Origin of the sequence: Kribbella sp. CA-253562 (genome assembly GCF_050942265.1) — a bacterium.
Taxonomy (GTDB): Bacteria; Actinomycetota; Actinomycetes; order Propionibacteriales; family Kribbellaceae; genus Kribbella.
The window spans coordinates 3,833,745-3,859,292 of the sequence record NZ_CP192049.1 but is presented as its reverse complement, the minus strand read 5'-3'; the positions used below and the strand labels follow the sequence as shown (position 1 = coordinate 3,859,292).

The window sequence follows — 25,548 nt, the reverse complement described above, 5'->3', positions numbered from 1 at the left end:
CAAGACTCGCACCGTGACCGGCCGGAACCAAGGGCTCTCAGGGTCAGTTCACCCAAAAGAGTGAGTCATCCGGTACGACGGGCTACCGCCGTACCGGACGACTCACCACCTCAGCGGCTCTGCAGCGCGTCCAGGGCGACCGTCATCGCGGCGGCGACCCGGAAGTCGACGCGCGAGTCGTGCACGGTGACCCGGTACCGGTCGCGGACCGAGACCTTGCGCTCGACCGACAGCACCGGCTGCCGACTCGCCCGGTCGGTGAAGTCGAAGTGGAAGATGAACGGCAGCGGGATGTCGCCGACGAACGGGACGAACTCCCAGACCCGCCGGACGATCGCGATGGTGGGGTTGCGCTCGGTGCCGTCGGACTCGAAGCCCGGTCCGGTGAGCTGCCAGCTGGACCGCAGCAGGCTCTTGCCGAACTCCTTCTTGAACCAGCCGATCGCCTGCCCCGAGGCGTCGAAGACGTCGTAGCCCGAGCCCAGGTCGAGCCGCTTGCGCGCCTTGAACGAGAACACCACCTCGGCCTTGCGGTCGTCGGTGTAGAAGGTGACCTCCTCCTTGAAGGCCATCCGCTTCTGCTGCGCGAAGGCGAGCAGCGGACCGTCACTGCCGTCGGGGTTGGTCGCGATCAGTTCGTACTTGTTCGCCATCATCGTGATCCGCTGCTTCATCGAGAACGCGGGCACGTACATGGGCGCTGAGCCGTGTGGTGGGACCGTCATGCGGACGAGTCTGACACCGTTCCCGGCTCATCCTGACCGTTCACCACGGCACCGCACGCAAGTGCACCCCAGCGGATGCCCTGCGTGAGCCTTTCGGCGACCTCCGACTCTGCGACGCAGTCCACCAACAGCGTCCCGGCGCCCTGCAGCACCAGGTCGCGCGCCACCTCGACGCCGAGCTCTACAGCCTCGTCAGCAGTTCGCGCAGGCCGCCACAGCACACCGAAGTCCGCAGCAGGCTTCTCAGCTCCCACCTGTACGACGAGAACGTCCGCCTCCCGCAGATGCTCGGCCATGTCCCCGCCGTCCATCACCAGCACCCGCACGACCTGCCGACCACCAGCTACCCGCTCAGGTGACTCCGCAGCAGCAACAGCAGCCTGTACGGCGACCGCCGGGCTCGGCTCCTCCCCCGGCAGTCCCCGCTGACCCCACTGTTCCTGGTGCACCGCCCACGCCAGCGGACGCCGCGCAGCCCAGCCCGACCGCACCAGCTCGGGCGCAGCCGCGAACTCCGACACGTGGCCCACGCAGAGATACCCCACCAGGTCCACATGCGCCGGCAGACCCAGAACGGCAGCAACCTCGCCTGGCTCGAAGAACGACACCCAGCCGACGCCCAGCCCCTCCGCACGCGCCGCAAGCCACAGGTTCTGCACCGCGATCGCAGCGGAGAACCAGACCGTCCGCGGATCGGCATGCCGTCCCAGGACGTGCCGGCCTCCGCGTCCGGGGTCGCATGTGACCGCGATGTTCAGCGGAGTGTCCAGGATGGCCTCGATCTTCAGCCCGTCGAAGGCCGACCGCCGGTCCGGCGGCAGCGACGCGGCGAACGTGTCCCGCTGAGCCGAGGCCAGCTCGTGGATCTTCCGGCGCGTGGCGACGTCCCGGACCAGCAGGAAGTCCCATGGCTGGCTCAACCCGACACTCGGTGCCCGATGAGCTGCTTCCAGCACGCGCGTCAGCAGCTCGTGGTCGACCGGCTTGTCCAGAAACCCACGCCGTACGTCACGCCGCTCGGCGATCACCCGGTGCACCACTTCGCGATCACCGAGCGAATAGCCCGGCGCGGCGACAGTGTCCAACCGTCCGACGGCCACAGTCGCCCCGGCCGACTTCAGCTTCGGCACGACAAGCTCTGCCCCGCTCAGCACCACAGCAGCCTCAGAAACACTCGCCGTCCCGGCCAGCTGCCCCACCTGCTCACTCGGCGTCGGCACTACCTGCTCGGCCAGCTCCTGGGACGTAGCAGTCAGCAACTGCGCGTCCAGCGAGGCCACCAACCGCTGCAGTCCCGGCTCCGACTCTCGGCCCTCGACAGTGACCACACTGCCGACGGTCCCCTCCACACCGGCCAGTGCGCGGTTCACCAGGTCACGCAGCTCCCGGTACGGCGTACCGGCGCGCAGGCCGATGCCGACAACCAGAGTCACTGCTCGAGTCCCGCGTAGATCCGCGCGGCGGCCACCAGCCGGGCGGGCACGTCCGGAGTCGCCGTCCAGTGCAGATGCAGGTACGACGCATGCACGGACGGCCGGGTGATCCCCTCGACCTTGCCGCCAGGCAGGTACCAAGCCGGGTCGCCACCGGCGTCCAGCTCCACGGCGGTCCGGTGGAACTCGTGCCCCCGGACCCGCCGCCCCTCGTCGAAGAACGCCGTCGTGCTGGCTGCGATCGCAGTGCGATAGCCCAGCGTCAGCTTCGGAGTCATGCGTGCCGTAGCGGGCAGTACGCCGGTCATAGCGTGGCCGTCCAGCTCACGACACAGATAGAGCAGCCCGGCGCACTCCGCGATCACCGGGAGCCCACCGGCGACAGCGGTCGCCACCTGCGTGCGCAGTTGCTTGTTGTCCGACAGTGCCTCGGCGTGCATCTCCGGGAAGCCGCCGCCGAGGTACAGCGCAGCAGTCCCCTCCGGCAGCGAGTCGTGCAGCGGGTCGAAGCTCGCGACGTCCGCACCAGCGGCAGTCAGCAGCTCAGCGGTCTCGGTGTAGCGGAACGAGAACACCGGTCCACCGGCCATCGCCACCACCGGTTGACCCTCATCCGCCGGCGTCACCTCAGCCGCCGGGTCCCAGGCCTCGGTCTCCAGTGGACTGGCAGCCCGGGCGGCCGCAACGAAGGCCTCCAGATCAACACCCGCCCGTACGAGCTCCGCGGCAGCGTCCACCGCCGCCTCGGCCTGAGCCCGCTGCTCGTCGGCCGGCACCAGCCCCAGATGCCGGCTCGGCACAGTCAGCCTGGTGTCCCTGCGCAACACGCCCAGCACCGGTACGCCGGTGGGCGCGACGCCGGCCCGCGCCTCCGCCTCGTGCCGGTCGGTGCCGACCTTGTTCAGGATCACGCCGACGATCCGCACACCGGTGTCGTAGGCAACGAATCCCTGCACCACCGCGCCGACGCTGCGGCCGGCCGCGGACGCGTCGACCACCAGCACGACCGGTGCCCGCAGCAACTTCGCGACGTGCGCGGTCGAGGAGAATCCCTCGGTGCCGAGCGCGCCGTCGTACAGGCCCATCACGCCCTCGACGACGGCGATGCCGGCACCGGCCGCGCCGTGGGCGAACAGCGGCGCGACGCGCTCCTCGCCGGACAGCATGGCGTCCAGGTTGCGGCCCGGGCGGCCGGTCGCGACGGCGTGGAACCCGGGATCGATGTAGTCCGGCCCGACCTTGAAGCCGGCCACCGTGTGCCCGGCCCGGCGCAGCGCCGCCATCAGACCGACGGCGACCGTCGTCTTGCCGGCACCGGACGCGGGCGCGGCGACGACGATCCGTGGGATCACCACTCGATCCCCTTCTGGCCCTTCTGGCCGGCGTCCATCGGGTGCTTCACCTTCGTCATCTCGGTGACCAGGTCGGCGGCGTCGAGCAGCCGCTGGTCGGCGTTGCGGCCGGTGATCACGACGTACTGGTGGCCGGGGCGGTTGGTCAGCGTGTCGACCACCTCGTCGACGTCGATCCAGCCCCACTTCATCGGGTACGTGAACTCGTCCAGCACATACAGGTCGTGGGTCTCGGCGGCGATCCGGCGCTGGATCTCTCGCCAGCCCTCCAGCGCGTCGGCGGCGTGGTCCTCGTCGGTGCCGGCCTTGCGCGACCAGCTCCAGCCCTCGCCCATCTTGTGCCACTCGACCGGGCCGCCCTCACCCGTTGCCTCGTGCAACTTCCCGAGCGCCCGGAACGCGCTCTCTTCGCCGACCTTCCACTTCGCACTCTTGACGAACTGGAAGACGCCGATGTTCCAGCCTTGGTTCCAGCCGCGCAGCGCCATCCCGAACGCCGCGGTCGACTTGCCCTTCATCTCGCCGGTGTGGACCATCAGCAACGGCCGGTTCCGGCGCTGCCGGGTGGTCAGGCCGTCCTGCGGTACGACGCTCGGCTGCCCCTGCGGCATCAGGCCGCCCTCCGTTCGGTGACCGTGCGAATGAGGTTGCCCGCGGCAACGTCCCCCAGATCCAGGTACTCGGCCCGCAGGGTCGTTGCGAGCTCGGCGGCGAGACCGAGCCGGACTCCCTTACGCGGCTCGCAGTCGACGACGACCGTGGGAATGCCCTGGTGGGCGATCCAGCCCGCGGCCTGCTGAGCGCGCGCGAAAGCGCTCTCTCCGTGGGTCGCGCGCCCGTCGGTGACCAGCACGAGCAACGGCCGGCGCCGCGGATCGCGAATCGCGGCGATCCGGAGCACATCGGCGGTCTGCAGCAGTCCTTCGGCCAGCGGCGTACGACCGCCGGTGGGCAGCGACTCCAACCGGCGTACGGCGGTCTCGACGCTGCCGGTCGGCGGGAGCGCGACGGTCGCCTCGGCGCGGGCGAAAGTGACCAGACCGACCTTGTCGCGGCGCTGGTAGGCGTCGAGCAGCAACGAGACGATCGCGGTCTTCACCTCGCCCATCCGCCGCTTGGTGCCCATCGAGCCGGACGCGTCGACGCAGAACATCACCAGGTTTCCCTCGCGACCTTCGCGGACGCCGAGCCGTACGTCGGCGGGGCGGACGGCGAGGCCCGGGCCCGAGCGTCCTCGCGCGTGCTGGTGCGGCGCTGCGGCGCGGAGGGTGGCGAGCAGGTGTGGGCGCCCGGCCTCCCGGCCGACTCGGGCGCGGTCGCCGACGACTCGGCCGACGTCGGTGATCGAGCGGGACCGGCGCCCGGCGACGCCGGTGCCGGCGGACTGGATACTGAGCAGACGCGCCTTGTACGGCTCGGAACTGGCGGCGACGTCGCCCGTCGAAGAAGCGCCGGAGAGCGCGTTCTCGGGGTTTCCCGAGTTCTCGGGGTTGCCGGGACGGCCGGTCGGTGGGACTTGGTCCGCTCCGTCCGACGTCCTGCGGGCAGCGTCGCCCGGGTCCGAGGATCCCGCGTCCCAGGAGTGCGCGCCCGAGGAGTGCGCGTCCGAGGATCCGGCATCGGAGGAGCGCGGATCCGCGGATCCAGGATCCGTGGACCCAGCGTCCGAGGATCCCGCATCCGAGGACGCCTGGTTGCCGTCGGCATCGTTGGGAGCGCCGTCGGGTCCCCGGGAACCCCCGTCCGGTCCCGGGTTGTCCGGATCGTCGTCCGGGTCCTGCGGCGGGGTGCTGTCGTTGATCACCTGGTCGAGCCGGTCCTCGTCCAGGCCGGGAGCGTCGAACGGGTTACGCCGGGTCCGGTGCGGCAGCGCGAGCTTCGCGGCGGCGCGCACGTCCTCGACCTCGACAACGGTCCGGCCCGACCAGGCCGCGTGCGCGACCGCCGTCCGGGCGGTGACCAGGTCGGCGCGCATGCCGTCGACGTCGAACGCCGCGCAGATCTCCGCGATCTGCCGCAGCGCCGGATCGGTCAGGATCACGTCGGGCAGCAGGTTCTGCGCCTTGACGATGCGTTCGGCGAGTTCGCGCTGCGACGCCTCGTACCGGCGGACGAACGCGGCCGGATCGGCTTCGTACGTGAGCCGAGCACGCATCACCTCGACCCGTACGGCGGGATCGCGGCTGGCGACGACGTCGACGGTCAGGCCGAAGCGGTCGAGCAACTGCGGGCGGAGCTCGCCTTCCTCCGGGTTCATCGTGCCGACCAGGACGAAGCGGGCCGGATGGGTGATCGAGACCCCGTCGCGTTCGACGGTCGCCCGGCCCATGGCGGCGGCGTCGAGCAGGACGTCGACCAGGTGGTCGTGCAAGAGGTTGACCTCGTCGACGTACAGCAGTCCTCGGTGGGCGGCGGCCAGCAGGCCCGGCTCGTACGCCGTGATCCCTTCGGAGAGCGCTCGTTCCAGGTGCAGGGATCCGAGCACGCGGTCCTCTGTCGCTCCGACCGGCAGCTCGACCAGCCGTGCCGGCCGGGAGATCGCGGCGGGCGCTTCCGAGGAGGTGGAGCCGGGCAGATGACCGAGCGGCGCACCTTCCGCAGTTGCCTGAGCCGGCGGCGGGGTCGACGGACGCTCCGGCCCGGACGGTTCCGCGAGCGCCGAGGTCCCGGCGAGAGCGCTCCCTGAGATCACGTGCGGGCCGTCCGGGCAGAACGGATCCGGCTGCGACGGATCGCACGAGAACCGGCAGGCCGCAACGACCTCGACCGGCGGGAGGATCTCCGTGAGAGCGCGCACCGCGGTGGACTTGGCGGTGCCCTTCTCACCCCGGATCAGCACCCCGCCGATGGCCGGCGAGACGGCGGCGAGGACCAGTGCGAGCTGCAGGTCCTCCATGCCGACGACCGCGGTGAACGGGAATCCAGTGGTCGGAGCAGACCGCACGGCGGTACATCCCTTCGTCCTGCGGGTGTCCACGCCCGCGTCGAAAACGGTGCGCCGGGGAAACGCGGAGAGCGCTCCCTGACGGACGGACGAAGATGTCCTGGCTTCCGGATCACTCCGGTCACAGTGGCGGGACCGCCCCGGACTCCGGCCCGCGGGCCGTCACCGGTGTTCCTCTTCAACCGTCCCGGCGATCATTCCACATCCCCGCCGCCACCCCGCCGCCCGGAGACCAACCTCACCCGCCGCCCACCTTCGTCCAGCAGCGGTCCGTCACTCCGCCCGATCGGCCCAGGCCGCCGACCGTCAGCTCAGGTGCTCTGCCAAGTAGGTCGCGCCGCCATCCCCCGGCGCCTCCCGGATCCCGACGATCGGCGTCACCGTGACGTAGCCGGCGGCGAGCAGGGCCTCGTCGGTGTCGGGGTCCGGGGCGACGGACGGGGACGTGAGCGTGATCATCGGCTCGCCGTTCGGGGCCTGGGCGCCAGCGATGCGAGAACGCTCGATCGGGGCGAGCCGGGCGCGGCGTACCCCTTCCAGCTCTTCGAGCGGGCGGTCGGGCACGTTCATCGTGAGGACGGTCCCGGCCGGCTCCGAGGCCAGCCAGTCGAGGGCCCGCGTGGCGATCGCCGCCGCGGTGTCCAGGTGCTTGGGGTCCTCCGAGTCGCAGCTCACCGCGATCGCCGACAACCCCTGCGCCGCCGCCGTCAACGCCGCCGCGACGGTCCCCGAATGCAGAATCGGTACGCCGATGTTGTGACCGTGATTGACCCCGGACACCACAACATCCGGCGGCGTACCGAACGCCCCGACCTGCGCCAAGGTCACCGCCAGCGCCGGCGTCCCGTCGACGCCGATGTAGGTGACGCCGTCGGCAGCATCCTCCGCGGTCCGGATCGGCCGCTGCACCATTCCGGCCCGCGCCGAACCGACCCCGCTCTGGTCGTCCAGCGGCGCGACCGCGAGCACGTCGTGCCCGGTCGCGGCCAGCGCCTTACCGAGAGCGCGGATCCCCCGCGCCTGGTAACCGTCGTCGTTGGTGATCAGGACGCGCAGAGGGGCCATGCCTCCACCCAATCACATCTGCCGGACGTCAGCCGCGGTCCTCGATGTCGCCCTCGGTCTCCAGTACGGCGGTCCGCAGCGTCTCCAGCGCTTCGGCCGACGGCTCGGCCCACAGCCCGCGCTGGGCCGCCTCGAGCAGCCGCTCGGCGATGCCGTGCCGGGCCCACGGGTTCGACTTGCGGAAGAACTCGGCGACCTCGGGATTGGCGACGTACTCGGTGGTGAGGGTCTCGTACATCCAGTCGTCGACGACCCCGGCGGTGGCGTCGTAGCCGAACAGGTAGTCGACCGTGGCGGCCATCTCGAAGGCGCCCTTGTAGCCGTGGCGCTGCATCGCCGCCATCCAGCGCGGGTTCACCACCCGGGCCCGGAAGACCCGCTTGGTCTCCTCCTCCAGCGTGCGCGTCTTCACCTGCGCCGGTACGGCGGAGTCGCCGATGTAGGCCTTCGGGTTGGCCCCGGTCAGGTGCCGGACCATCGCGACCATGCCGCCGTGGTACTGGAAGTAGTCGTCGGAGTCCATGATGTCGTGCTCGCGGGTGTCCGCGTTCTTGGCCGCGACCTGGATCCGGGCGTAGGCGCGCTCCATCGACGGCCGCGCCTCGGCGCCGTCGAGGTCCTTGCCGTAGGCGTAACCACCCCACACGGCGTACACCTCGGCCAGCTCCGCGTCCGTGCGCCAGTTGCGCGCGTCGAGAAGCGGCAGCAGCCCCGCGCCGTACGAGCCGGGCTTGGAACCGAAGACCCGGGCCGTCGACGAGCGCAGATCGTTGCGAGCAGCAACATCGTCGAGCACGTGCGCGCGCAGATAGTTGTCGGCGGCATCCTCGTCCAGGTCGGCGACCGTGCGGACCGCCTCGTCGAGCCAGGTCACCACATGCGGGAACGCGTCCCGGAAGAAGCCCGAGATCCGCACCGTCACGTCGATCCGCGGCCGGCCGAGCTCGGCGACCGGGACGACCTCGAAGCCGGACACCCGCCGCGACGCCTCGTCCCAGACCGGACGGCAGCCGAGCAGCCACAGCACCTCGGCGAGGTCGTCGCCCTGGGTGCGCATCGCCGACGTACCCCAGACGGTGAGACCGACCGATCGCGGCCACTCCCCCGTCTCGGCCTTGTGCCGGGCCAGCAGCGAGTCGGCCAGCGCGACGCCGACGTCCCACGCGTTGCGGCTCGGGATGGCCTTCGGGTCGACGGCGTAGAAGTTGCGGCCGGTCGGCAGCACGTTGACCAGACCTCGCGTCGGCGAGCCCGACGGCCCGGCTTCGACGAACCGCCCATCCAGCGCCCGCAGGACGTTGGTCAGCTCGTCACCGGTCCGCGCGAGCCGCGGCACGACCTCCTCGCAGGCGAACCGCAGCGAGGTTTCCACACCGTCGGACTGCCGGCCGAGCACCTCACCAACGACCACGGGAACCTTCGCCGCGTCCCAGCTCAGCGTCTCCATGCCCAGCACCAGCTTGCGAGCCACGGCTTCCAGCAGGTCCACACCGTCGGCCGCACTCACCGCAGGCAGGTCCGCCAGCTCTGACAGCGCAGCCAGCTCAGCAGGCACCGCACGACCCGGATCGGCGAGCAGAGCCGCCTCGTCGACGTCGAACGTCTCCCCGAGCGCCTTACGCAGTCCCGGTACGGCGCCTGACGCGCCACCCCACATCTGCGAGGCCCGCAGGATCGCCAGCACCAGGTTGACCCGAGCCTCGCCGACCGGCCCACCGCCGAGCACGTGCAACCCGTCCCGGATCTGCACGTCCTTGATCTCGCACAGATAGCCGTCGAGGTGCAGGACGAACTCGTCGAACTCCTCGTCGTCCGGCTTCTCGTCGGTGTGCAGGTCGTGGTGCAGCTGAGCCGCCTGGATCAGCGTCCAGATCTGCGCCCGCAGTGTCGGTACCTTCTCCGGGTCCAGCGCCTGGACGGTCGCGTATTCGTCCAGCAGGTACTCCAGCTTGGCCATGTCGCCGTACGTCTCGGCCCGGGCCATCGGCGGCACCAGGTGGTCCACGACGACCGCGTGCCCGCGCCGCTTGGCCTGCGTGCCCTCACCCGGGTCGTTGACGATGAACGGGTAGACCAGCGGCAAGTTGCCCAGTACGGCGTCCGGCGCGCAGTCCGCCGCCATGCCGATGCCCTTGCCCGGCAGCCACTCCAGCGTGCCGTGCTTGCCCAGGTGCACGACCGCGTGCGCGCCGAAGCCGCCCTCCGCCTCCGGCGCCTCGAGCCAGCGATAGGCCGCCAGGTAGTGGTGCGACGGAGCCATGTCCGGGTCGTGGTAGATCGCCACCGGGTTCTCGCCGAACCCGCGGGGCGGCTGGATCATCAGTACGACGTTGCCGAACCGCAGGGCGGCCAGTGCGATCGCCGGCTCAGGTCCGGTCGTGTCGACGTACAGGGAGCCGGGCGCCTCGCCCCAGGCCTCGGTCATCGCGTCGCGCAGCGTCTCCGGCACCCGGCCGAACCACTGCTCGTACGTCGACAGCGGGATCTTCGCGACCGCACTGGAGAGCTGCTCGTCGGTCAGCCAGTCGACGTCGTGACCGCCGGCCGCGATCAGCCGGTGGATCAGGCCGTCGGCGCCCTCGGCGCCCTGCAGGTCGTCCAGGTCGAGGTCCGGGCCGAGGTCGTAGCCGGCGTCCTTGAGCTGCCCGAGCAGGACGACCGCGGACGCCGGGGTGTCCAGGCCGACCGCGTTGCCGATCCGCGCATGCTTGGTCGGGTACGACGACAGGACCAGCGCGAGCTTCTTCTCGGCCGTCGGGACGTGCCGCAGCCGGGCGTGCGCGACGGCGATCCCGGCCAGCCGCTCGCAGCGCTCCGGATCGGGCCGGTAGCTGGCGATGCCCTCGGCGTCGTACGCCTTGAACGAGAACGGGATCGTGATGATCCGGCCGTCGAACTCGGGGATCGCGACCTGGGTCGCGGCATCCAGCGGGCTGATCGCCGCGTCGCTGTCCAGCCATTGCTCGCGCGTCGAGGTGAGCGCGAGGCCCTGGATCAGCGGGATGTCGAGCGAGGCCAGCGCGCCCGCGTCCCACGCGTCGTCCGCGCCGCCCGCGCTCGCGTTGGCGGCGACCGTGCCGCCGGCGGCGAGCAGGGTGGTGACGAGGGTGTCGCAGGTGCGCAGCAGGTCGAAGAGCTCGGCGTTGTCGGCGCTCGACGGGTCGAGACCGCGCAGCGTGCCGCAGTAGATCGGCAGCGGCTGGGCGCCCGCCGCGTCGACGGCGTCGGCGAGCGCGTCGACGAACGCGGTGTTGCCGGAGATCTCGTGCGCGCGGTAGTAGACGATGCCGACCACGGGGCGACCGTCGAGCTCGGTCGAACGGCCCGCCCGGACGCCGTACGTCGGAAGGCTGTGCGGCGGGTCGAAGGCGTCGCCGGTCAGCAGGAGCGTGTCGCGGAGGAAGCCGGCCAGGTTGCGCAGGTTCTCCGAGCCGCCCTCACGCAGGTAGGCCAGCGCCTCGGTCACCGCACCGGCCGGCACGGTCGACAGCGACATCAGCTCGGCGTCGGGCGCGGCCTCACCGCTGAGCACCACCACCGGTCGTCCGGAGGCGATGACAGCATCCAGCCCCTCTTCCCAGGCGCGGCGACCGCCGAGCAGTCGGACCACGACGACCTCGACGCCGTCGAGCAGCGCCGGCAGTTCGGCCACCTCGACGCGCGCCGGGTTGGCGACCTTCCAGCCGGCCTGGGCCTGCGAAGCGGCCAGCAGATCGGTGTCAGCGGTGGAGAGCAGCAACAGGTTCGCGGGCATGCGCGTCCGGTCCTTCCTCGGGGTGTCCACGCCCCGGGTGGGCAGTTCGACGGCAGCAGTTCCTGACTCCCACGCGAACGTGGTCACAGTGGCGGGACCGCCCCGGACTCACACCGGGTTCCTGCTAACGACCGTCGATGACACCGAGACTCTAGCCGACCGCTCCCTGGTGGCTGCCCGCCGAGTAGTGCGCGGCGAGCAGGTCGGTGCCCCAGTCGTTGCGGAGGTCTCGCCAGACGGAGTGGATGTGGTTGGCGCCGGACTGGGTGTTGTCGTACTCGGCGAGGAACGACGGGCCTGCGATCGAGTAGTAGTGGCCCGCGCCGGGTTCGGTGGCGCCGGCCCAGGCGAAGGTGAGGTGGTCGAGGCCCTGGTCGCGCAGGTCGGCCCAGGCGCGTTCGGCGATCGGAGCGGCGGCGCGGCCGACGTACTGGTCGATCAGGCGGGTGAAGAGGCCGCGCTGGTCGCCGTCCAGGTCCCCGAAGGCGATGCCCCGGTGCAGGAGCGACGGGTCGGCGACGGGATCGTGGCGGGTGAGGATGTCGTCGGGGGCGTCGGGAGAGACCAGGGCGATCTCACGCTGGGCCGGCTCCAGCGCGTGCAGGAGCTGGAAGCCGAGGTCCTGCTCGGCGGCGAGGAACCGGCGGCCGGCGTACGGGCCTTCGCGGACCTCGGCGGGGTTGGAGCCGACGAAGTTCGGGACGAACACGAGCCGGCCATCGACCACGGTGACGTGCACGGCCAGGTGGTGACCGTTGAGGCGCCAGGCCCAGGGGGCCGTGCCGGACGGGTCGCCGAGGATGCGGAGGAAGTAGCGCTCGCCGACGACAGTGCCCTGCCAGCCGCCGGTCGCGCCGACGTCCGGGAGGTCGCGCAGGATGATCTCGGCGGCCATCACCGCGAGCGCATCGCCCACACCACGTTCGCTGCAGGCCAGCTCGAGCAACCGGTGCACGTACTGCTCCTGGTCAGGAGTCAGTTCCGCCAGCGTCAGACCGGGCCGATCGCCCGGCAGATAGGTCCACTCACGATGGTCCGGAGTGTCGAACGGCGCCGTCGCCTTCGCGCGCTGGTCCGGAGTCAGTGCCGCCAGCAACTGCCGCGCGGCCTCGCGGGTCTGGTCTACAACCATGCCGAACGCTCCTGTTCCGTCGGTTCGTGTTCCGTCCACTGCTCGAACGGCCGATCCAGCTTGTACCGGAAGTTCGGCTGGCGCAGCAGCACGCGCGTCTCCGCGTTGGCGGGGTTGCGCAGCGTCTCGAAGAACTTCACCGACCAGTGGAACCACCGCATGCAGAACAGCCGCATGGTCAGTCCGTGCGAGACCAGCAGCACGTTGCGCGGCGAGTCGGGCGTGTCGAAGTCGCGGTGCATCGTCTCCAGGAAGCTGGACACCCGGTCGTACACGTCCGAGCCGGACTCGCCGTGGGTGAAGCGGTAGAAGAAGTGCCCGTAGGAGTCGCGCAGCTTCTCCTGCCGCTCGATGTCCTCGGTGTCCTGGAAGTTCGCCCAGTCCTGCTCGCGCAGCCGCGGCTCCTCGCGGGCGATGCCGATCAGATCGTCGATGCCGAGCGAGTCCAGCGTCTGCAGGGTCCGCAGGTACGGCGAGACGTAGACCCGCACCGGCTCGCCCTCGAACAGCGTGCGCAGGTACTCGCCCGCCTCGGCCGCCTGCTCGTGCCCGTGCGGAGTCAGCGGTACGGCGTGGTCGGGCAGCGCCTCGTAGATCGACTTGTCCAGGTTCGCGACCGACTCGCCGTGCCGGATCAACGCGATCCGCATCGGCCGCTGGCTCAGGTTCATCATGCTGTCCGTCCAAGCCGCCGGTTCGTGATCAGCGCGGTGGTGGCGGCGACGGCCGCGGCGGCGTAGGCGACCCGGCCGGCCAGGACCGCCGTACGGCGTACGTCGGTGACGCCGGGCCGGAGGCCGTCACCGAGGGTTCCGCGGTCCTCGACCTCGGCGCCGTAGGTGTTGGTCCCGCCGAGCCGCAGGTCGAGCGCGCCCGCGAACGACGCCTCGACCGGGCCCGCGTTCGGGCTCGGATGACGGCCGGCGTCGCGGTGCCAGATCCGCCAGACCTCGCGCGGCCGTCCGGACGTCAGCCCAGTCAGCACCGCGCAGACCCGCGCCGGGAGCAGGTTGACCAAATCGTCGAAGCGCGCCGAGGCCCAGCCGAAGTTCAGATAGCGAGCCGACTTGTAGCCGACCATCGCGTCCAGCGTGTTCGCCGCCCGGTAACCCACCAGCCCCGGTACGCCGAGCAGTCCGCCCCACACCAGCGGCGCCACCGTCGCGTCCGACGTGTTCTCCGCGATCGACTCCACCGTCGCCCGCGCCAGCTCGTCCGCGTCCAGGTCGGTGGCATCCCGGCTGCACAGATGACTCAACCGCTCGCGAGCCTCCGGCAGATTCTTGGCTTCCAGCAGCCCGGACATCACCGACGCCTCGCGCTCCAGGCTCCGCCCACCCAGCACGGCCCACGTCGCCGCAGCCGTGACGAGCGTCCGCGCGATCGGCCGGTCGCGCGTCAGTCGCTCGGCAACGACACCCGCGGCCGTGACCGACCCCACCAGCACCGCCGCGTACGCCGTACCGGCTGCGCGCGAGTCGGCGTACGTGGCCCGCTCGAGCCGGGACGCGACCTGGCCGAAACCGGCGACGGGGTGGAAGCGACGGGGGTCGCCGAGGAGACGGTCGGCGGCGAAGCCGAGAATCAGGCCGAGTGCTCTGGACACGGGATGCAGTCTGCCAGGCGGTCCAGCCCGCAAGCCCGCTACATCAGATTGGGTCAGCATGTGGAAAAGTAACCACCATGGCTATTGCTGACCTGCTGGGCGAAGTGGGCGGTCGAGGCGCGTTCGGCGTCTGGCTCGGCCGGCTCGACGGCTCCGCGGTGTTCACCCACGAGGCGGACCGTCCCCACTACTCCGCCAGCACGATGAAACTGCCGGTCGCGATGGCGATGCTGCGCAAGGTCGACGCGGGCGAGCTCGCCCTGGGCCAGCCGGTGACCGTGCACAACGACTTCGCGTCGGCCGCCGGTGGGCGGTTCGGGGTGAACCGGGCCGAGGACGAGGCGCCAGCCACGTGGACGAAGCTCGGCGAGCAGGTCACGCTCGATTGGCTCACGACCGAGATGATCACCCGGTCGAGCAATCTCGCGACCGACCTGGTGCTGGAGCTCGTCGGCGCTGACGCGGCAAACGCCGTCCTCACCCAGTACGCCGGGGACGCGAGCGCGATCCGGCGCGGCATCGACGACGTCGCCGCGCAGGCGGCGGGGATCAGCAACCTGATGACCCCGGCCGGCCTGGCCGCCGTACTGGTTGCTGCTGGCAATGATGACGGGGCCTCGGGCAAGTACCTTCGCGACCTGCTGGCCGCGAACGAGTGGAACGGGGAGATCCCGGCCGGCGTCCCGGCGGGCACCCGGGTCGAGCACAAGAACGGCTGGGACCTGCGGATCCGGCACGACGGCGGCATCGTCCGCCCGGCCGACGCCGAGCCCTTCGTGCTGACCGTCTGTACGACGTCGGAGCTGGCCGACCCGGAGGCGCAGAAGCTGATCGCCGCCATCGCGGCCGAAGCCTGGGCGCACCGGCACGACCTGGAGGCGGTGCGCTGATGAAGATCTCCACCCACCTGGTCTCGGCTCCCTTGCACACTCCGTTCGTGACGGCGCTGCGCACCGCGACCCACGCCGACTCGTTGCTGGTCTCGATCAGCGACGGCGAGCACACCGGCTGGGGCGAGGCCCCCCAGGTCTGGAAGGTGACCGGCGACTCGCTGGCCGGATCACAGGCCTGCGTCGAGGGCCCGATCGCCACGGCGCTCGACGGGCTCGGACCGGACGACCTGACCGAGGCGTTGCGGCGTCTGCAGGGCGCGGCGCAGGGCAACTTCGGTGCGAAGGCCGCGGTCGACGTCGCGCTGCACGATCTGGCGGCCCGGCGGGTCGGGCGGACACTGCAGGGCTTCCTCGGCTCGACCCGGACGACGGTCGAGACCGACGTGACGTTGTCGGCCGGCGACGCCGACGCGCTGGTGAATGCGGCGACCGATCGGCTGCGCGACGGGTTCGGCGTCCTCAAGCTCAAGGTCGGGACGGGTGACGCGGCCGCCGACTTCGAGCGGGTTCGCCGCGTGCGCGAGGCGGTCGGCCCCGAGCCGCGGATCCGCCTGGACGCGAACCAGGGCTGGAACCGTCGCGACGCCGTCACCGCGATCCGCGCGATGGAGGATGCCGGCTGCGCGATCGAGTTGGTCGAGCAGCCGGTCGCCGCCGCCGACCTGGACGCCATGGCCTGGATCGCCGACCGGGTCAGTACGCCGATCCTGGCCGACGAGAGCGTGTACGGCGTACGGGATCTGGTGAACGTGATCCGGTGCGGCGCGGCCGACCTGGTCAACGTGAAGCTGGCCAAGTGCGGCGGCCTCGGGCCGGCCCGGACGCTGCTGGAACTCGCCCGGGCGCACGGGCTCGGCGCCATCGTCGGCTCGATGATGGAAAGCCACGTCGGCGTCGGCGCGGCGGCCGCCCTGGTCGCGGCGTACCCGACGACGGCGGTGAACGATCTCGACGCGGCCTGGTGGCTGGAGCAGTCACCGGTCCAGGGCGGGATCAGCTACGAAGGGTCCACCATCCACTTGCCCACGACTCCTGGGCTCGGCGTGACAGGCTTGATCGCATGAAGGTAGTAGCCGCCAAGGTCCCGGTCAGCACTGTGTGGACCTCCCCCGACGCCCCGCGCGACATCGACGCCCCGGCGGTCGCCGCCGTACCGGACGTCGCCGCGTGGACCAAGTCGATGGACACCGAGACCCGCCTCGGCCTGCACGGCCGGACCCTCACCCAACTGCTGTACGGCGAACCGGTGATCGTCCGCTCCGAGCGGGACGGCTGGTCGGAGATCGTCGCGCCGTGGCAGCCGTCGTCGGCCGACGAGCTGGGGTATCCCGGATGGGTTCCGTCGGCGCATCTGGGTGAACTGCCGAGCTCGGCCACCGCTCCGGTCGCCGTCACTGTTCCGGTCGCCACGCTGACGGCCGAGCCGGGAAGTGCCGGCTCCAGCGGGATCGCAGGGTCCGCCACGGTGGGCACTGGCGCGCTGGCCGAGCTGTCGTTCGGCACGGTGCTGTCCTCGGTCGAACACGTCGACGGCTTCACCCGGGTCGCCCTGCCCGACGGCGCCTTCGGCTGGTTCGCCGACGACGTGCTCCGGGACGTGGACTCACCGGCCACCGCCGACGACCGGCTGCGGCTGGGATCGCTGTTCCTGGGACTCGAGTACCTGTGGGGCGGCACCTCGGCGTACGGGCTGGACTGCTCGGGGCTGATCCACGCCGTGAGCCGCGTGCTCGGGCAGCGGATCCCCCGCGACGCGCACGACCAGGCGGACGCGCTGGAGTCGGTGCCGATCGACGAGGCGAAGCCGGGCGACCTGTACTTCTTCGGCCGCCCGGGCCGGCAGATCCACCACGTCGGCTTCGTGTCGGCCGAAGGCATGCTGCACGCCTCGGAAACCGGCAAGCGCCTGGAGAACCAGCCGCTGCTGCCCGAGCGCCACGAAACGCTGGTCGCCGCGGCCCGCCTCTGACCACGCAAACCACTCGGGCGGCGACCCTTCGAGAACGATGTCGCGGTCTCTGTCCGCCGCCCGGGAACACTGCTAGCGTCATTGCTGCGCCCGGGGGGGTGCGCTGGGGAGGGGGCATCGAGCCACCAGCGTGATTGGTCGCTGACGCGGTGGGGAGCCAGGCGAAACCGGCCTGCCCAGTTTGCCGAGTACTGGTCAAACTGGAGGTCTGCCGTGTCCATCCATTCGTCACGCCGTGGGCTCGGTCGCGGGCTGTTGAGCCGCACCGGCCGGCGGGTAGCCGTCGCCGTGAGCGTGCCGGCACTGGTCGTCGCCACGGTCGCGACCACCCTGCCGTCCGCGTCCGCGTCGGTCACCTCGACGGCATCACTGACCGACGGCGTGAACGGCGTCGTCTACGCGAGCACCCATGTCGGTGACCGCACGATCATCGGCGGCGAGTTCTCCTGGGCCGGGCCGTCCACGGCGGGCGCCGTACCGGTCGACGGCACGACCGGCGTGCGGACTTCGTTGCCCCGCGTGAACGGCACGGTCAGCACCGCCGTACGCGACGGGTCCGGCGGCTGGTACGTCGGCGGCACGTTCGAGTTCGCCGGCGGCTTCGTCCGCAACGGCGCCGCGCGAGTCACGTCCACCGGAACGGTGACCGCCTGGGATCCGCGCCCGACCGGCCTGATCAAGGCGATCGCCAGCGTCGGCAACGTCGTCTACCTCGGAGGCTCGTTCACCTCGATGGGCGGCTCGGCCCGGAACGGCCTCGCGGCTGTCGACCGGGTGACCGGCGCCCTGCTGCCCTGGAACCCGGGCGTGTCCGGCACGGTCTCCGCACTGGCGGCCAGCGCGGACGGCACGACCGTGTACGTCGGTGGTTCGTTCACCGGGCTCGGCGGGCAGGCTCGCGCCAACCTCGGTGCCGTCGGCAACAACGGCGCCGTCACCGCCTGGTCCCCGGCCGTCGACGGACCGGTCGCGGCGCTCGCTGTCCAGGGCGGAACCGTCTACGCGGGCGGTTCCTTCGGCAACGCCGGTGGCGCGGCCCGGGCGAACCTGGTCGCACTCGACGCCGGCGGCTCTGCACTCAGCTGGAGTGCCGACACGAACGGGGCGGTCAACGCGCTCGCGGCAACAGCCGCCACACTGTACTTCGGTGGCGCGTTCAGCCAGGCCGGCGGCCAGTCCCGCTCGGGGCTCGGCGCGGTCGATCTCGCCTCGGGGACGCTCACGTCGTACGCGCCCGCGGTTGACGGTGCGGTCAACTCGCTGACGGTGAACTCGACGGCCACGACGATCTACGCCGGCGGATCCTTCACGAGCGCGGCCGGTCAACCGCGGCTCCGCGCGGCCGCCTTCACGTCGGCCGGTGCGCTGACCGCGTGGGACCCGCGGGCGGAGGCAACGGTCAGCACTGTCGCGTTGTCCGGCGGCACAGTGATGGTCGGCGGCGACTTCAGCATGCTGAACGGCTACCCGCGCGCCAACGCGGCGGCCATCCGCGCCGACGGCAGCGTCGACCCCACCTGGAACCCGTCACCCAACGGCATCGTGTACGCCGTGGCGGCCACCGCCGACGGCTCGCGGGTCTTCCTCGGTGGCACGTTCACCGCAGTCGGTCCGTCCGCGCGCACGTACCTCGCGGCAGTGGACACGGTCACCGGGGCGACGGATCCGAACTGGCAGAAGGCCGCCAACAACACCGTCCGCGCGCTCGCGGTGTCCGGGCAGACCGTTTTCGCGGGCGGCTCGTTCACCCGGGCCGGCGGCGCTGACGCGATCCGGCTGGCAGCCCTCACGGTCGCCACCGGTACGCCGGTCGCCGGCTTCTCCGCGAACGCCAACAACACCGTCAAGGCGTTGCTCGCCTCACCCGACGGCACCAAGCTGTACGCCGTGGGCGGCTTCAACGCCGTGAACGGCGCGAGCCGGGCCGGTGCCGCCGAGCTGAACGCGACGACCGGTGCGCTCACGTCCTTCGCCCCGAGCGCGGGCGGCGCGGGCATCGCGGCCGCGCTCACCCCGGACGGCACGCGGTTCTACTTCAGCACCACGTCGAACCGCACCTACGCCTACGACCCGGCCGGTGCCTCGGCGAACACCCCGGTGCACACGATCCGGACCGGCGGTGACGTCCAGGCGATCGGAGCGTCGGCCACCGAGGTCTACGTCGGCGGCCACTTCACCAACCTGCCGGTCGAGAAGCTCGCCCGGCTGCACGCCGCCGCGTTCTCAGTCAGCACCGGGACGGCGACCGCGTGGGATCCGCAGCCCGATGGCATCTTCGGCGTCTGGGCGATCAGCGTGTCGGCGTCGACGGTCACCATGGGCGGCGACTTCCTGAAGGTCGGCGGCAAAACCCAGCCAGGGTTCGCCCGGTTCGCCGGGACTCCCTGACGCCGCCGCCGGGCGGCTCCTCGCCGGTCCCTTCCCGATGAGGAGCCGCCCCTCCGCGTAGACAGCACGGCGCCCGCACCGAGTACTCGGTGCGGGCGCTGCTCACGACTGCCAGGTCAGGGCTTCTTCGAGTCCGACTGGTGCAGCTCGGCCTCGGCCTTGGCGTCCTGGTCCACGACGTCCTGCGGCCGCGGGGTCGCCTCGTCCAGCTCGCCACCGGCGGTCTCGGCCGGGGTGGCCTGGGCGGTGCCGTTGCCGTTGGCTGCGTCGGTGGCCGCGATCTGGCGCGACTTCCACAGGCTGAGCACGGTGGTGATGCCGAGCGTGACGATGATGAACCCGAGCGACACCGAGATCGGGATCTCCGGCGCCCACTTGATGTGCTCACCACCGTTGATGAACGGCAGCTCGTTCTCGTGCATCGCGTGCAGGACCAGCTTCACGCCGATGAACGCAAGCACGACCGACAGGCCGATCGACAGGTAGATCAGTCGCCGCAGCAGGTCACCGAGCAGGAAGTACAGCTGCCGCAGACCCATCAGCGCGAACACGTTCGCGGTGAAGACCAGGAACGGCTCCTGGGTCAGGCCGTAGATCGCCGGGATCGAGTCCAGCGCGAACAGCAGGTCGGTCGTACCGAGCGCGACGATCACGATCGCCATCGGGGTGAACAGCCGCTTGCCGTTCTTGATCACGGTCAGCTTGACGCCGTTGTAGTCCTCGCTGACGTTCAGCCGGCGGCGGGCGAACCGGATGACCGCATTCTCCTTGTAGTCCTCGTCGTCGTTCTCCCCCTGCATCGCCAGGTGGATCGCGGTGTAGACCAGGAACGCGCCGAACAGGTAGAAGACCCAGGAGAACTGGTTGATCGCGGCCGCGCCGACGGCGATGAAGATGCCGCGGAAGAACAGCGCCAGGATGATGCCGATCAGCAGCGCGGTCTGCTGGTACTTCCTCGGCACGTTGAACCTGGACATGATGATCAGGAAGATGAACAGGTTGTCGACGCTGAGGCTGTACTCGGTCAGCCAGCCGGCGTAGAACTCCCCGGCGTACTGGCCGCCGGAGAACGCCCAGACACCCAGGCCGAAGATGACCGCGAGACCGACGTAGAAGGCGATCGCGGTGGCCGATTCCTTGGTGCTCGGCTCGTGCGGTCGGCGTCCGATGATGAAGACGTCGAAGGCGAGCAGGGCGAGCAGGACCCCGACCGTGATGTACCAGACGTAATCGTGAACGTGCACAGGCAACCTCCGGAGCGCATGCGAAAGTGGACTCCGAAGGTCTCTTCCGCCTGGCTCGAGAACTCGGGCCTGGCCGGCGGCACCGGGCTGGGACAGAACTCCCTGACCGTGATGACGATACCGCCGCGAAGGAATACTCCCCTTCAACGCCCCCATTCTGGCGGGTCGATGTCCGAGTTTCCAAATCGGCGACCCGGTACCCGCCTGTCGGCATGATCACGCTGCGCGACAGGAATATTTGTCCCGGGTGATCAGGTTGTGCTCGGTGAGCTGTCTTCAGGCGGGACGGCGGCTCTTGGGCAGCTTGCTGACCACGCTCCGGTACGACGCGTCGACCAGCTCGAGCAGTTCGTCGTCCGGTACGGCGCCGCCCAGCCGCACGGTGTTCCACCCGTAGCGGCCGATGTAGGCCATCGTCGACACGTCGTCCGGGTAGGCGTGCACAAGTTCGTCGGCCTCGTCGCGGTTGCGGCCGGCCTTGATCCCGACCGATTCGCCGCCGAGAAACGCGAAGATCTTGTCGCCCACCTTCGCGACGACGTCACCGTCCCACGGCTCGTCCTGCCACGCTCCCGGCTGGGCCAGACAGTGCTCGAGCAGGTCCTTCCCGGTCAGTCGCATCGTCGCCTCCTGAGCATCCGGAGCAGCGGGACCCGATCGCCCGCTGCTCCTGTTCAGTGAACCGCAGGTTCAGCTCAGGCGGTTGTAGATCGCGTGGCCGGGATAGGCGGTGACGCCGAGGCGGGTCGCGTAGCCGCCGTACTGCGCGGCGCCGTGGTAGAAGGTCCAGCCGCCGATCCCGCGACCGTGCAGGTTGGTGTACTGGCCGTTCAGGTTCGCGTCGTACGTGCGCAGGCCCCAGTGGACGTGCGCGCCGCTCGCGGCTCCCCCGGCGCACACGTCGACGCCGATCGTGCCGAGGTAAGCACTGCGCCCGACCGCCGTTCCGTTGTAGTACGTCGTGCTGTGCAGGTGGTAGTAGTCCGTCGAGAACCCGTTCGGGTGGATCACCCGGGTCCAGCCGCCGCCCGCGCCGCACATCGAGGTCGCGGTGCCGGAACCCGACGAGCGCACGATGCCGCTCGCGTTGCCGCCGGCGAAGTCCATGCTGCTCCAGGGGCCGGAGCCGGCGTCCCAGGCGTGCGGTCCGCCGGACATCGTCATGTAGTAGTCCGGCATCCAGGGCAGCAGCAGACCGGTCGCGGCGAGGGTGCCGTTCGCGGCCGTCGCCTTCTTCTCCGCGAAGGCCTTGAGGGTGCCGCGTTCGGCGGCCGGCACGAGCGGAGACGTCGCCACCAGCCCGGCGAACTCCTGGTCACCTTCCAGCCCGGTCACCCACCGCCCGCCGACGTACCGCGCGACGAACAACCACCCTTGCGGCGCGGCATGCTCGACGCTCGGCGCCTCGATGTACGCGACGCCGCGGGCCCAGCCGGCGGTCGCGGACCTGACGTCGACCACGAGCTCACGATCGGCGGCGGCCAGGCGGGAGGCGGCCACCGCGGGCGCGGCGCCACGCGTCTCGGCGCTCTGCGCGAGCGCATCAACAGCCACGGCCTGAGCCAGCGACCGAGTCGACTGGTCGGACAGCGTCCGCTGCCCTGACCGCAAGGTGACCGGCAACGGGCCCGGTGCTCCCACCGCGCCGATCCCGGACGTCCCGGCCCCAACTCCAGACCGCACGGCCACTCCGGAGACCGCAGTCGTACTCGACGGCACGGCAACTCCGGACCACGTTTCGAATCCGGCGGGGGCGACCGCTCCGGAAGCTGGGCCGCTGTCAGGCACCGGGGCCGCGCCGGCAGCGGTGCTCAGGCTGGTCGCGAACGCCAGGCCGAGACCGGCGGCGAGAACCAAGCCGGTACGACCTGCGACGAGCGGAGGGTTGGAACGGGGACGGAACTGAGATCGCAGCGATGTGCGCATGGGCGAGCCAATCTGGACGGGGCGGAACGCTCGCGGGGCGGCGAGCGTACCTACCTTGTCCCCGACAGTTACCACCACGAAACTCTCCGTGGTGGTAATTCCTTGACGACTCGCACTCGGGCAGCCCCCGCCGGCTACTTCGCGCCGGCGTTGACCATCTGCCGCAGCTCCTTCTTCAGCTCCGAGATCTCGTCGCGGTACCGGGCCGCGACCTCGAACTGCAGCTCGGCCGCGGCCGTGTGCATCTGGTCGGTCAGCTGCTGGATCAGATCGGCGAGATCGGACGACGGCAGGCCGCCGGCCAGCTCCTTCGCCTTCTCCCCCGCCTTGCCCTTGCCGCCGCCCGGCACCGGCGCCTTGCCGCGCGACTGCGTGCGGCCGTTGCCCAGCAGCTCGGCGGTGTCGGCGTCCTCGCGGGCCAGCATGTCGGTGATGTCGGCGATCTTCTTGCGCAGCGGCTGCGGGTCGACGCCGTGCTCCAGGTTGTACGCGACCTGCTTGGCGCGCCGCCGGTTGGTCTCGTCGATCGCCTGCTCCATCGACGGGGTGATCTTGTCGGCGTACATGAAGACCGCACCCGACACGTTACGAGCGGCACGGCCGATGGTCTGGATCAGCGACCGGCCCGACCGCAGGAAGCCTTCCTTGTCGGCGTCGAGGATCGCGACCAGCGACACCTCGGGCAGGTCGAGACCCTCGCGCAGCAGGTTGATGCCGACCAGGACGTCGTACTCGCCCATCCGCAGCTCGCGCAGCAGCTCGACCCGGCGCAGGGTGTCGACCTCGCTGTGCAGGTACCTGGTCCGGATGCCCATCTCGAGCAGGTAGTCGGTCAGGTCCTCGGACATCTTCTTGGTCAGCGTGGTGACCAGGACCCGCTCGTTGCGCTCGACCCGGAGCCGGATCTCGTGGATCAGGTCGTCGATCTGGCCCTTGGTCGGCTTGACGATCACCTCGGGGTCGATCAGGCCGGTCGGCCGGATGATCTGCTCGACGAAGCCGTCGGACTTGTCCTGCTCGTACTGCCCCGGAGTCGCGGACAGGTACACGGTCTGGCCGATCCGCTCCAGGAACTCCTCCCAGCGCAGCGGCCGGTTGTCCATCGCCGAGGGCAGCCGGAAGCCGTGCTCGACCAGCGTGCGCTTGCGGGACATGTCGCCCTCGTACATCCCGCCGATCTGCGGCACGGTGACGTGCGACTCGTCGATCACCAGCAGGAAGTCCTCGGGGAAGTAGTCCAGCAGGCAGTGCGGCGCCGTGCCCGGCGCGCGGCCGTCGGTGTGGCGCGAGTAGTTCTCGATGCCGGAGCAGGTGCCGATCTGGCGCATCATCTCGATGTCGTACGTCGTGCGCATCCGCAGCCGCTGGGCCTCCAGCAGCTGACCGCCGCGCTCCAGCTCGGCCAGCCGCTCGGCCAGCTCCGCCTCGATCGAGTTGATCGCGCGCTCCATCTTCTCCGGCGCGGTGACGTAGTGCGTCGCGGCGCCGATGTAGAGCTCGTCCTCCTCGCTGAGCACCTCACCGGTCAGCGGGTGCAGCGTCATCAGCCGCTCGATCTCGTCGCCGAAGAACTCCACCCGGACCGCGAGCTCCTGGTACACCGGGAAGACCTCGAGGGTGTCGCCGCGGACCCGGAACGTGCCGCGGGTGCCGGCCAGGTCGTTGCGCGCGTACTGCACGCCGACCAGCTTGCGCAGCAGCCCGTCGCGGTCGGTCTCGTCGCCGACCTTCACGTGGATCATCCGGTTCAGGTACTCGTCGGCCGAGCCCAGACCGTAGATGCAGGACACCGTCGCGACCACGATCACGTCGCGGCGGGTCAGCAGCGACCAGGTTGCGGAGTGCCGCAGCCGCTCGACCTCCTCGTTGATCGAGGAGTCCTTCTCGATGTAGGTGTCGGTCTGCGGGACGTACGCCTCGGGCTGGTAGTAGTCGTAGTACGAGACGAAGTACTCGACCGCGTTGTCGGGAAAGAACTGGCGCAGCTCGTTGGCGAACTGGGCGGCCAGCGTCTTGTTCGGCTGCAGGATCAGCATCGGGCGCTGGATCCGCTCGGCCAGCCAGGCCATCGTCGCCGTCTTGCCCGTACCGGTGGCGCCGAGCAGGACGACGTCCTGCTCGCCGGCGTTGATCCGGCGCTCGAGCTCGTCGATCGCGGCCGGCTGGTCACCCGCCGGCTCGAAGTCCGCCACCACCTTGAGCGGGGCGACCATACGCTGGAGATCCGAGACCTGTCTCATGCCCTCCACGGTACGGGCACCCCCCGACAGTTTTCGAGCGAGCGGCCGCCGGGCGCTCAGAAGGAGCGGACCAGGGTCCCGTTCATGTTCAGGATCTCCTGCTTGCGCTGCGCCCAGACCTCGCGCTGCAGGGCCGAGTCGGTCGCCGTGGTCTGCCCGGTGTGGTCCTCGAAGGTCTGGATGAACCCGGAGAACACCACTGACTTCTTGCCCTTGACCGGCACCACCGCGGAGTAGTTGGTCGCGTAGCACAGCTTGAGCGCCTGGTTCGGGCACTTGCGGAAGCCGCCCTTGCCGATCACCACGTGGTGCAGGTTGTTCGACTCGACGTCGACCAGGTGCTCGGCGAACCGCTTGGCGCCCATCAGCGTGGTCTGCCGGACCCAGAACCACCCGTCGATGGCGCCCGGCCGCCCCGGCTCGGGCAGCAGGTAACTGGTGCCGGAGCGGCTGGTGTCCGGGTCCTTGATCCAGCCCTTCGCCGGCGTGAACCAGACTCCCCCGCCGATCTCCACGCCCTTGTCGTACGGGCCCTTAGTGATCTCGGTCTTGGTCGGCGACGGCGTCGGCGGCGTGTACAGCGTGCCGACCGGCGCCGGCGTCAGCGTGTTGGCGGGAGGCGGCGCGGCCGTCTCGTCCTTCTGGCCCGACGTGACCAGCAGGACCGCACCGGTCGCGATCAGTACGACGGCCAGCACCGCGCCGCAGATCACGATCCACTGGGTGCGCCGGTTCTTCCGGCCGCCCGGCCGGAACTGCGGCGGGTAGCCGGGACCAGGTCCCCAACCGCCCGGACCGCCCGGACCGCCCGGCGGGTACTGCGGCTGGTACGGCGGCTGCTGCTGGGGAGGTCCGTACTGCTGACTCATCTGGGCCT

General features: G+C 70.7%; 19 protein-coding genes and 2 riboswitches. Of the genes, 4 read left to right on the top strand and 15 right to left on the bottom strand.

Translation table 11 applies throughout. The features are described from left to right. Positions 1-110 precede the first annotated feature (110 nt). The 10 genes from ACQPXM_RS18260 to ACQPXM_RS18215 form a co-directional block, all read right to left on the bottom strand. Entirely contained in the window at positions 111-725 is a 615-nt protein-coding gene (locus tag ACQPXM_RS18260) for a hypothetical protein (RefSeq protein ID WP_432950120.1), read from the bottom strand. After that, entirely contained in the window at positions 722-2,158 is a 1,437-nt protein-coding gene (gene bluB / locus ACQPXM_RS18255; protein WP_432950118.1) for a 5,6-dimethylbenzimidazole synthase, read from the bottom strand. The genes ACQPXM_RS18260 and bluB overlap by 4 nt, the downstream gene beginning before the upstream one ends. Beyond that, the gene (locus ACQPXM_RS18250) at positions 2,155-3,510 is read right to left on the bottom strand and encodes a cobyrinate a,c-diamide synthase (protein WP_432950116.1); all 1,356 of its coding nucleotides are present in this window, start codon (positions 3,508-3,510) and stop codon (positions 2,155-2,157) included. Before ACQPXM_RS18250 ends, bluB begins: the two co-directional genes overlap by 4 nt. Beyond that, entirely contained in the window at positions 3,507-4,121 is a 615-nt protein-coding gene (gene cobO / locus ACQPXM_RS18245; RefSeq protein WP_432950114.1) for a cob(I)yrinic acid a,c-diamide adenosyltransferase, read from the bottom strand. Before cobO ends, ACQPXM_RS18250 begins: the two co-directional genes overlap by 4 nt. Next, a complete protein-coding gene (locus tag ACQPXM_RS18240; RefSeq protein ID WP_432951045.1) occupies positions 4,121-6,406 on the bottom strand; it encodes a magnesium chelatase subunit D family protein in 2,286 nt (761 codons plus the stop codon). Before ACQPXM_RS18240 ends, cobO begins: the two co-directional genes overlap by 1 nt. 128 nt (positions 6,407-6,534) lie before the next feature. Next, positions 6,535-6,662: riboswitch (cobalamin riboswitch) on the bottom strand. A gap of 98 nt (positions 6,663-6,760) precedes the next feature. Beyond that, positions 6,761-7,519, bottom strand: a complete 759-nt coding sequence (gene surE, locus ACQPXM_RS18235) for a 5'/3'-nucleotidase SurE (RefSeq protein WP_432950112.1) — start codon at positions 7,517-7,519, stop codon at positions 6,761-6,763. 28 nt (positions 7,520-7,547) lie between these two features. Further along, a complete protein-coding gene (gene cobN, locus ACQPXM_RS18230) occupies positions 7,548-11,273 on the bottom strand; it encodes a cobaltochelatase subunit CobN (protein WP_432950110.1) in 3,726 nt (1,241 codons plus the stop codon). A gap of 34 nt (positions 11,274-11,307) precedes the next feature. Further along, a riboswitch (cobalamin riboswitch) is annotated at positions 11,308-11,424 on the bottom strand. Continuing rightward, entirely contained in the window at positions 11,425-12,405 is a 981-nt protein-coding gene (locus ACQPXM_RS18225; RefSeq protein WP_432950108.1) for a DUF3500 domain-containing protein, read from the bottom strand. After that, complete coding sequence (locus ACQPXM_RS18220; RefSeq protein WP_432950106.1) at positions 12,396-13,079, bottom strand: phosphoglycerate mutase family protein; 684 nt, start codon at positions 13,077-13,079, stop codon at positions 12,396-12,398. The genes ACQPXM_RS18225 and ACQPXM_RS18220 overlap by 10 nt, the downstream gene beginning before the upstream one ends. Then, positions 13,076-14,011, bottom strand: coding sequence for a cobalamin biosynthesis protein (locus ACQPXM_RS18215; protein WP_432950104.1), 936 nt, complete (start codon positions 14,009-14,011; stop codon positions 13,076-13,078). Before ACQPXM_RS18215 ends, ACQPXM_RS18220 begins: the two co-directional genes overlap by 4 nt. 77 nt (positions 14,012-14,088) lie before the next feature. Between ACQPXM_RS18215 and ACQPXM_RS18210 the strand changes: the two genes are divergently transcribed. The 4 genes from ACQPXM_RS18210 to ACQPXM_RS18195 all read left to right on the top strand — a co-directional run bounded on the left by ACQPXM_RS18210 (position 14,089) and on the right by ACQPXM_RS18195 (position 19,261). Continuing rightward, positions 14,089-14,901 (top strand): serine hydrolase, encoded by an 813-nt coding sequence (locus ACQPXM_RS18210; RefSeq protein WP_432950102.1) that lies wholly within the window; start codon positions 14,089-14,091, stop codon positions 14,899-14,901. Continuing rightward, positions 14,901-15,968 (top strand): mandelate racemase/muconate lactonizing enzyme family protein, encoded by a 1,068-nt coding sequence (locus ACQPXM_RS18205; RefSeq protein ID WP_432950100.1) that lies wholly within the window; start codon positions 14,901-14,903, stop codon positions 15,966-15,968. The genes ACQPXM_RS18210 and ACQPXM_RS18205 overlap by 1 nt, the downstream gene beginning before the upstream one ends. Further along, positions 15,965-16,873: an NlpC/P60 family protein gene (locus ACQPXM_RS18200; protein WP_432950098.1), complete on the top strand. Its 909-nt coding sequence runs from the start codon at positions 15,965-15,967 to the stop codon at positions 16,871-16,873. The genes ACQPXM_RS18205 and ACQPXM_RS18200 overlap by 4 nt, the downstream gene beginning before the upstream one ends. Positions 16,874-17,161: 288 nt before the next feature. Beyond that, a complete protein-coding gene (locus tag ACQPXM_RS18195) occupies positions 17,162-19,261 on the top strand; it encodes a hypothetical protein (RefSeq protein ID WP_432950096.1) in 2,100 nt (699 codons plus the stop codon). A 116-nt stretch (positions 19,262-19,377) separates the two neighbouring features. Here the strand turns inward: ACQPXM_RS18195 and ACQPXM_RS18190 are convergent, their stop codons facing one another. The 5 genes from ACQPXM_RS18190 to ACQPXM_RS18170 all read right to left on the bottom strand — a co-directional run bounded on the left by ACQPXM_RS18190 (position 19,378) and on the right by ACQPXM_RS18170 (position 25,540). Then, the gene (locus ACQPXM_RS18190) at positions 19,378-20,505 is read right to left on the bottom strand and encodes a TerC family protein (protein WP_432950094.1); all 1,128 of its coding nucleotides are present in this window, start codon (positions 20,503-20,505) and stop codon (positions 19,378-19,380) included. 276 nt (positions 20,506-20,781) lie between these two features. Next, positions 20,782-21,126, bottom strand: a complete 345-nt coding sequence (locus ACQPXM_RS18185; protein WP_432950092.1) for an MmcQ/YjbR family DNA-binding protein — start codon at positions 21,124-21,126, stop codon at positions 20,782-20,784. A 69-nt stretch (positions 21,127-21,195) separates the two neighbouring features. Then, a complete protein-coding gene (locus tag ACQPXM_RS18180; protein ID WP_432950090.1) occupies positions 21,196-22,059 on the bottom strand; it encodes a M23 family metallopeptidase in 864 nt (287 codons plus the stop codon). Between the two features lie 506 nt (positions 22,060-22,565). Continuing rightward, complete coding sequence (uvrB, locus tag ACQPXM_RS18175) at positions 22,566-24,671, bottom strand: excinuclease ABC subunit UvrB (protein WP_432950087.1); 2,106 nt, start codon at positions 24,669-24,671, stop codon at positions 22,566-22,568. Between the two features lie 56 nt (positions 24,672-24,727). Next, positions 24,728-25,540, bottom strand: a complete 813-nt coding sequence (locus ACQPXM_RS18170) for a hypothetical protein (protein ID WP_432950085.1) — start codon at positions 25,538-25,540, stop codon at positions 24,728-24,730. Between the last annotated feature and the right edge of the window lie 8 nt (positions 25,541-25,548).

Coding starts and splice junctions, on each gene's coding strand:
- ACQPXM_RS18260 (WP_432950120.1), bottom strand. CDS start 725: ATGACGGTCCCACCACACGGCTCAGCGCCCATGTACGTGCCCGCGTTC.
- cobO (WP_432950114.1), bottom strand. CDS start 4,121: ATGCCGCAGGGGCAGCCGAGCGTCGTACCGCAGGACGGCCTGACCACC.
- ACQPXM_RS18240 (WP_432951045.1), bottom strand. CDS start 6,406: ATGGAGGACCTGCAGCTCGCACTGGTCCTCGCCGCCGTCTCGCCGGCC.
- surE (WP_432950112.1), bottom strand. CDS start 7,519: ATGGCCCCTCTGCGCGTCCTGATCACCAACGACGACGGTTACCAGGCG.
- cobN (WP_432950110.1), bottom strand. CDS start 11,273: ATGCCCGCGAACCTGTTGCTGCTCTCCACCGCTGACACCGATCTGCTG.
- ACQPXM_RS18225 (WP_432950108.1), bottom strand. CDS start 12,405: ATGGTTGTAGACCAGACCCGCGAGGCCGCGCGGCAGTTGCTGGCGGCA.
- ACQPXM_RS18220 (WP_432950106.1), bottom strand. CDS start 13,079: ATGATGAACCTGAGCCAGCGGCCGATGCGGATCGCGTTGATCCGGCAC.
- ACQPXM_RS18210 (WP_432950102.1), top strand. CDS start 14,089: ATGGCTATTGCTGACCTGCTGGGCGAAGTGGGCGGTCGAGGCGCGTTC.
- ACQPXM_RS18205 (WP_432950100.1), top strand. CDS start 14,901: ATGAAGATCTCCACCCACCTGGTCTCGGCTCCCTTGCACACTCCGTTC.
- ACQPXM_RS18200 (WP_432950098.1), top strand. CDS start 15,965: ATGAAGGTAGTAGCCGCCAAGGTCCCGGTCAGCACTGTGTGGACCTCC.
- ACQPXM_RS18185 (WP_432950092.1), bottom strand. CDS start 21,126: ATGCGACTGACCGGGAAGGACCTGCTCGAGCACTGTCTGGCCCAGCCG.
- uvrB (WP_432950087.1), bottom strand. CDS start 24,671: ATGAGACAGGTCTCGGATCTCCAGCGTATGGTCGCCCCGCTCAAGGTG.
- ACQPXM_RS18170 (WP_432950085.1), bottom strand. CDS start 25,540: ATGAGTCAGCAGTACGGACCTCCCCAGCAGCAGCCGCCGTACCAGCCG.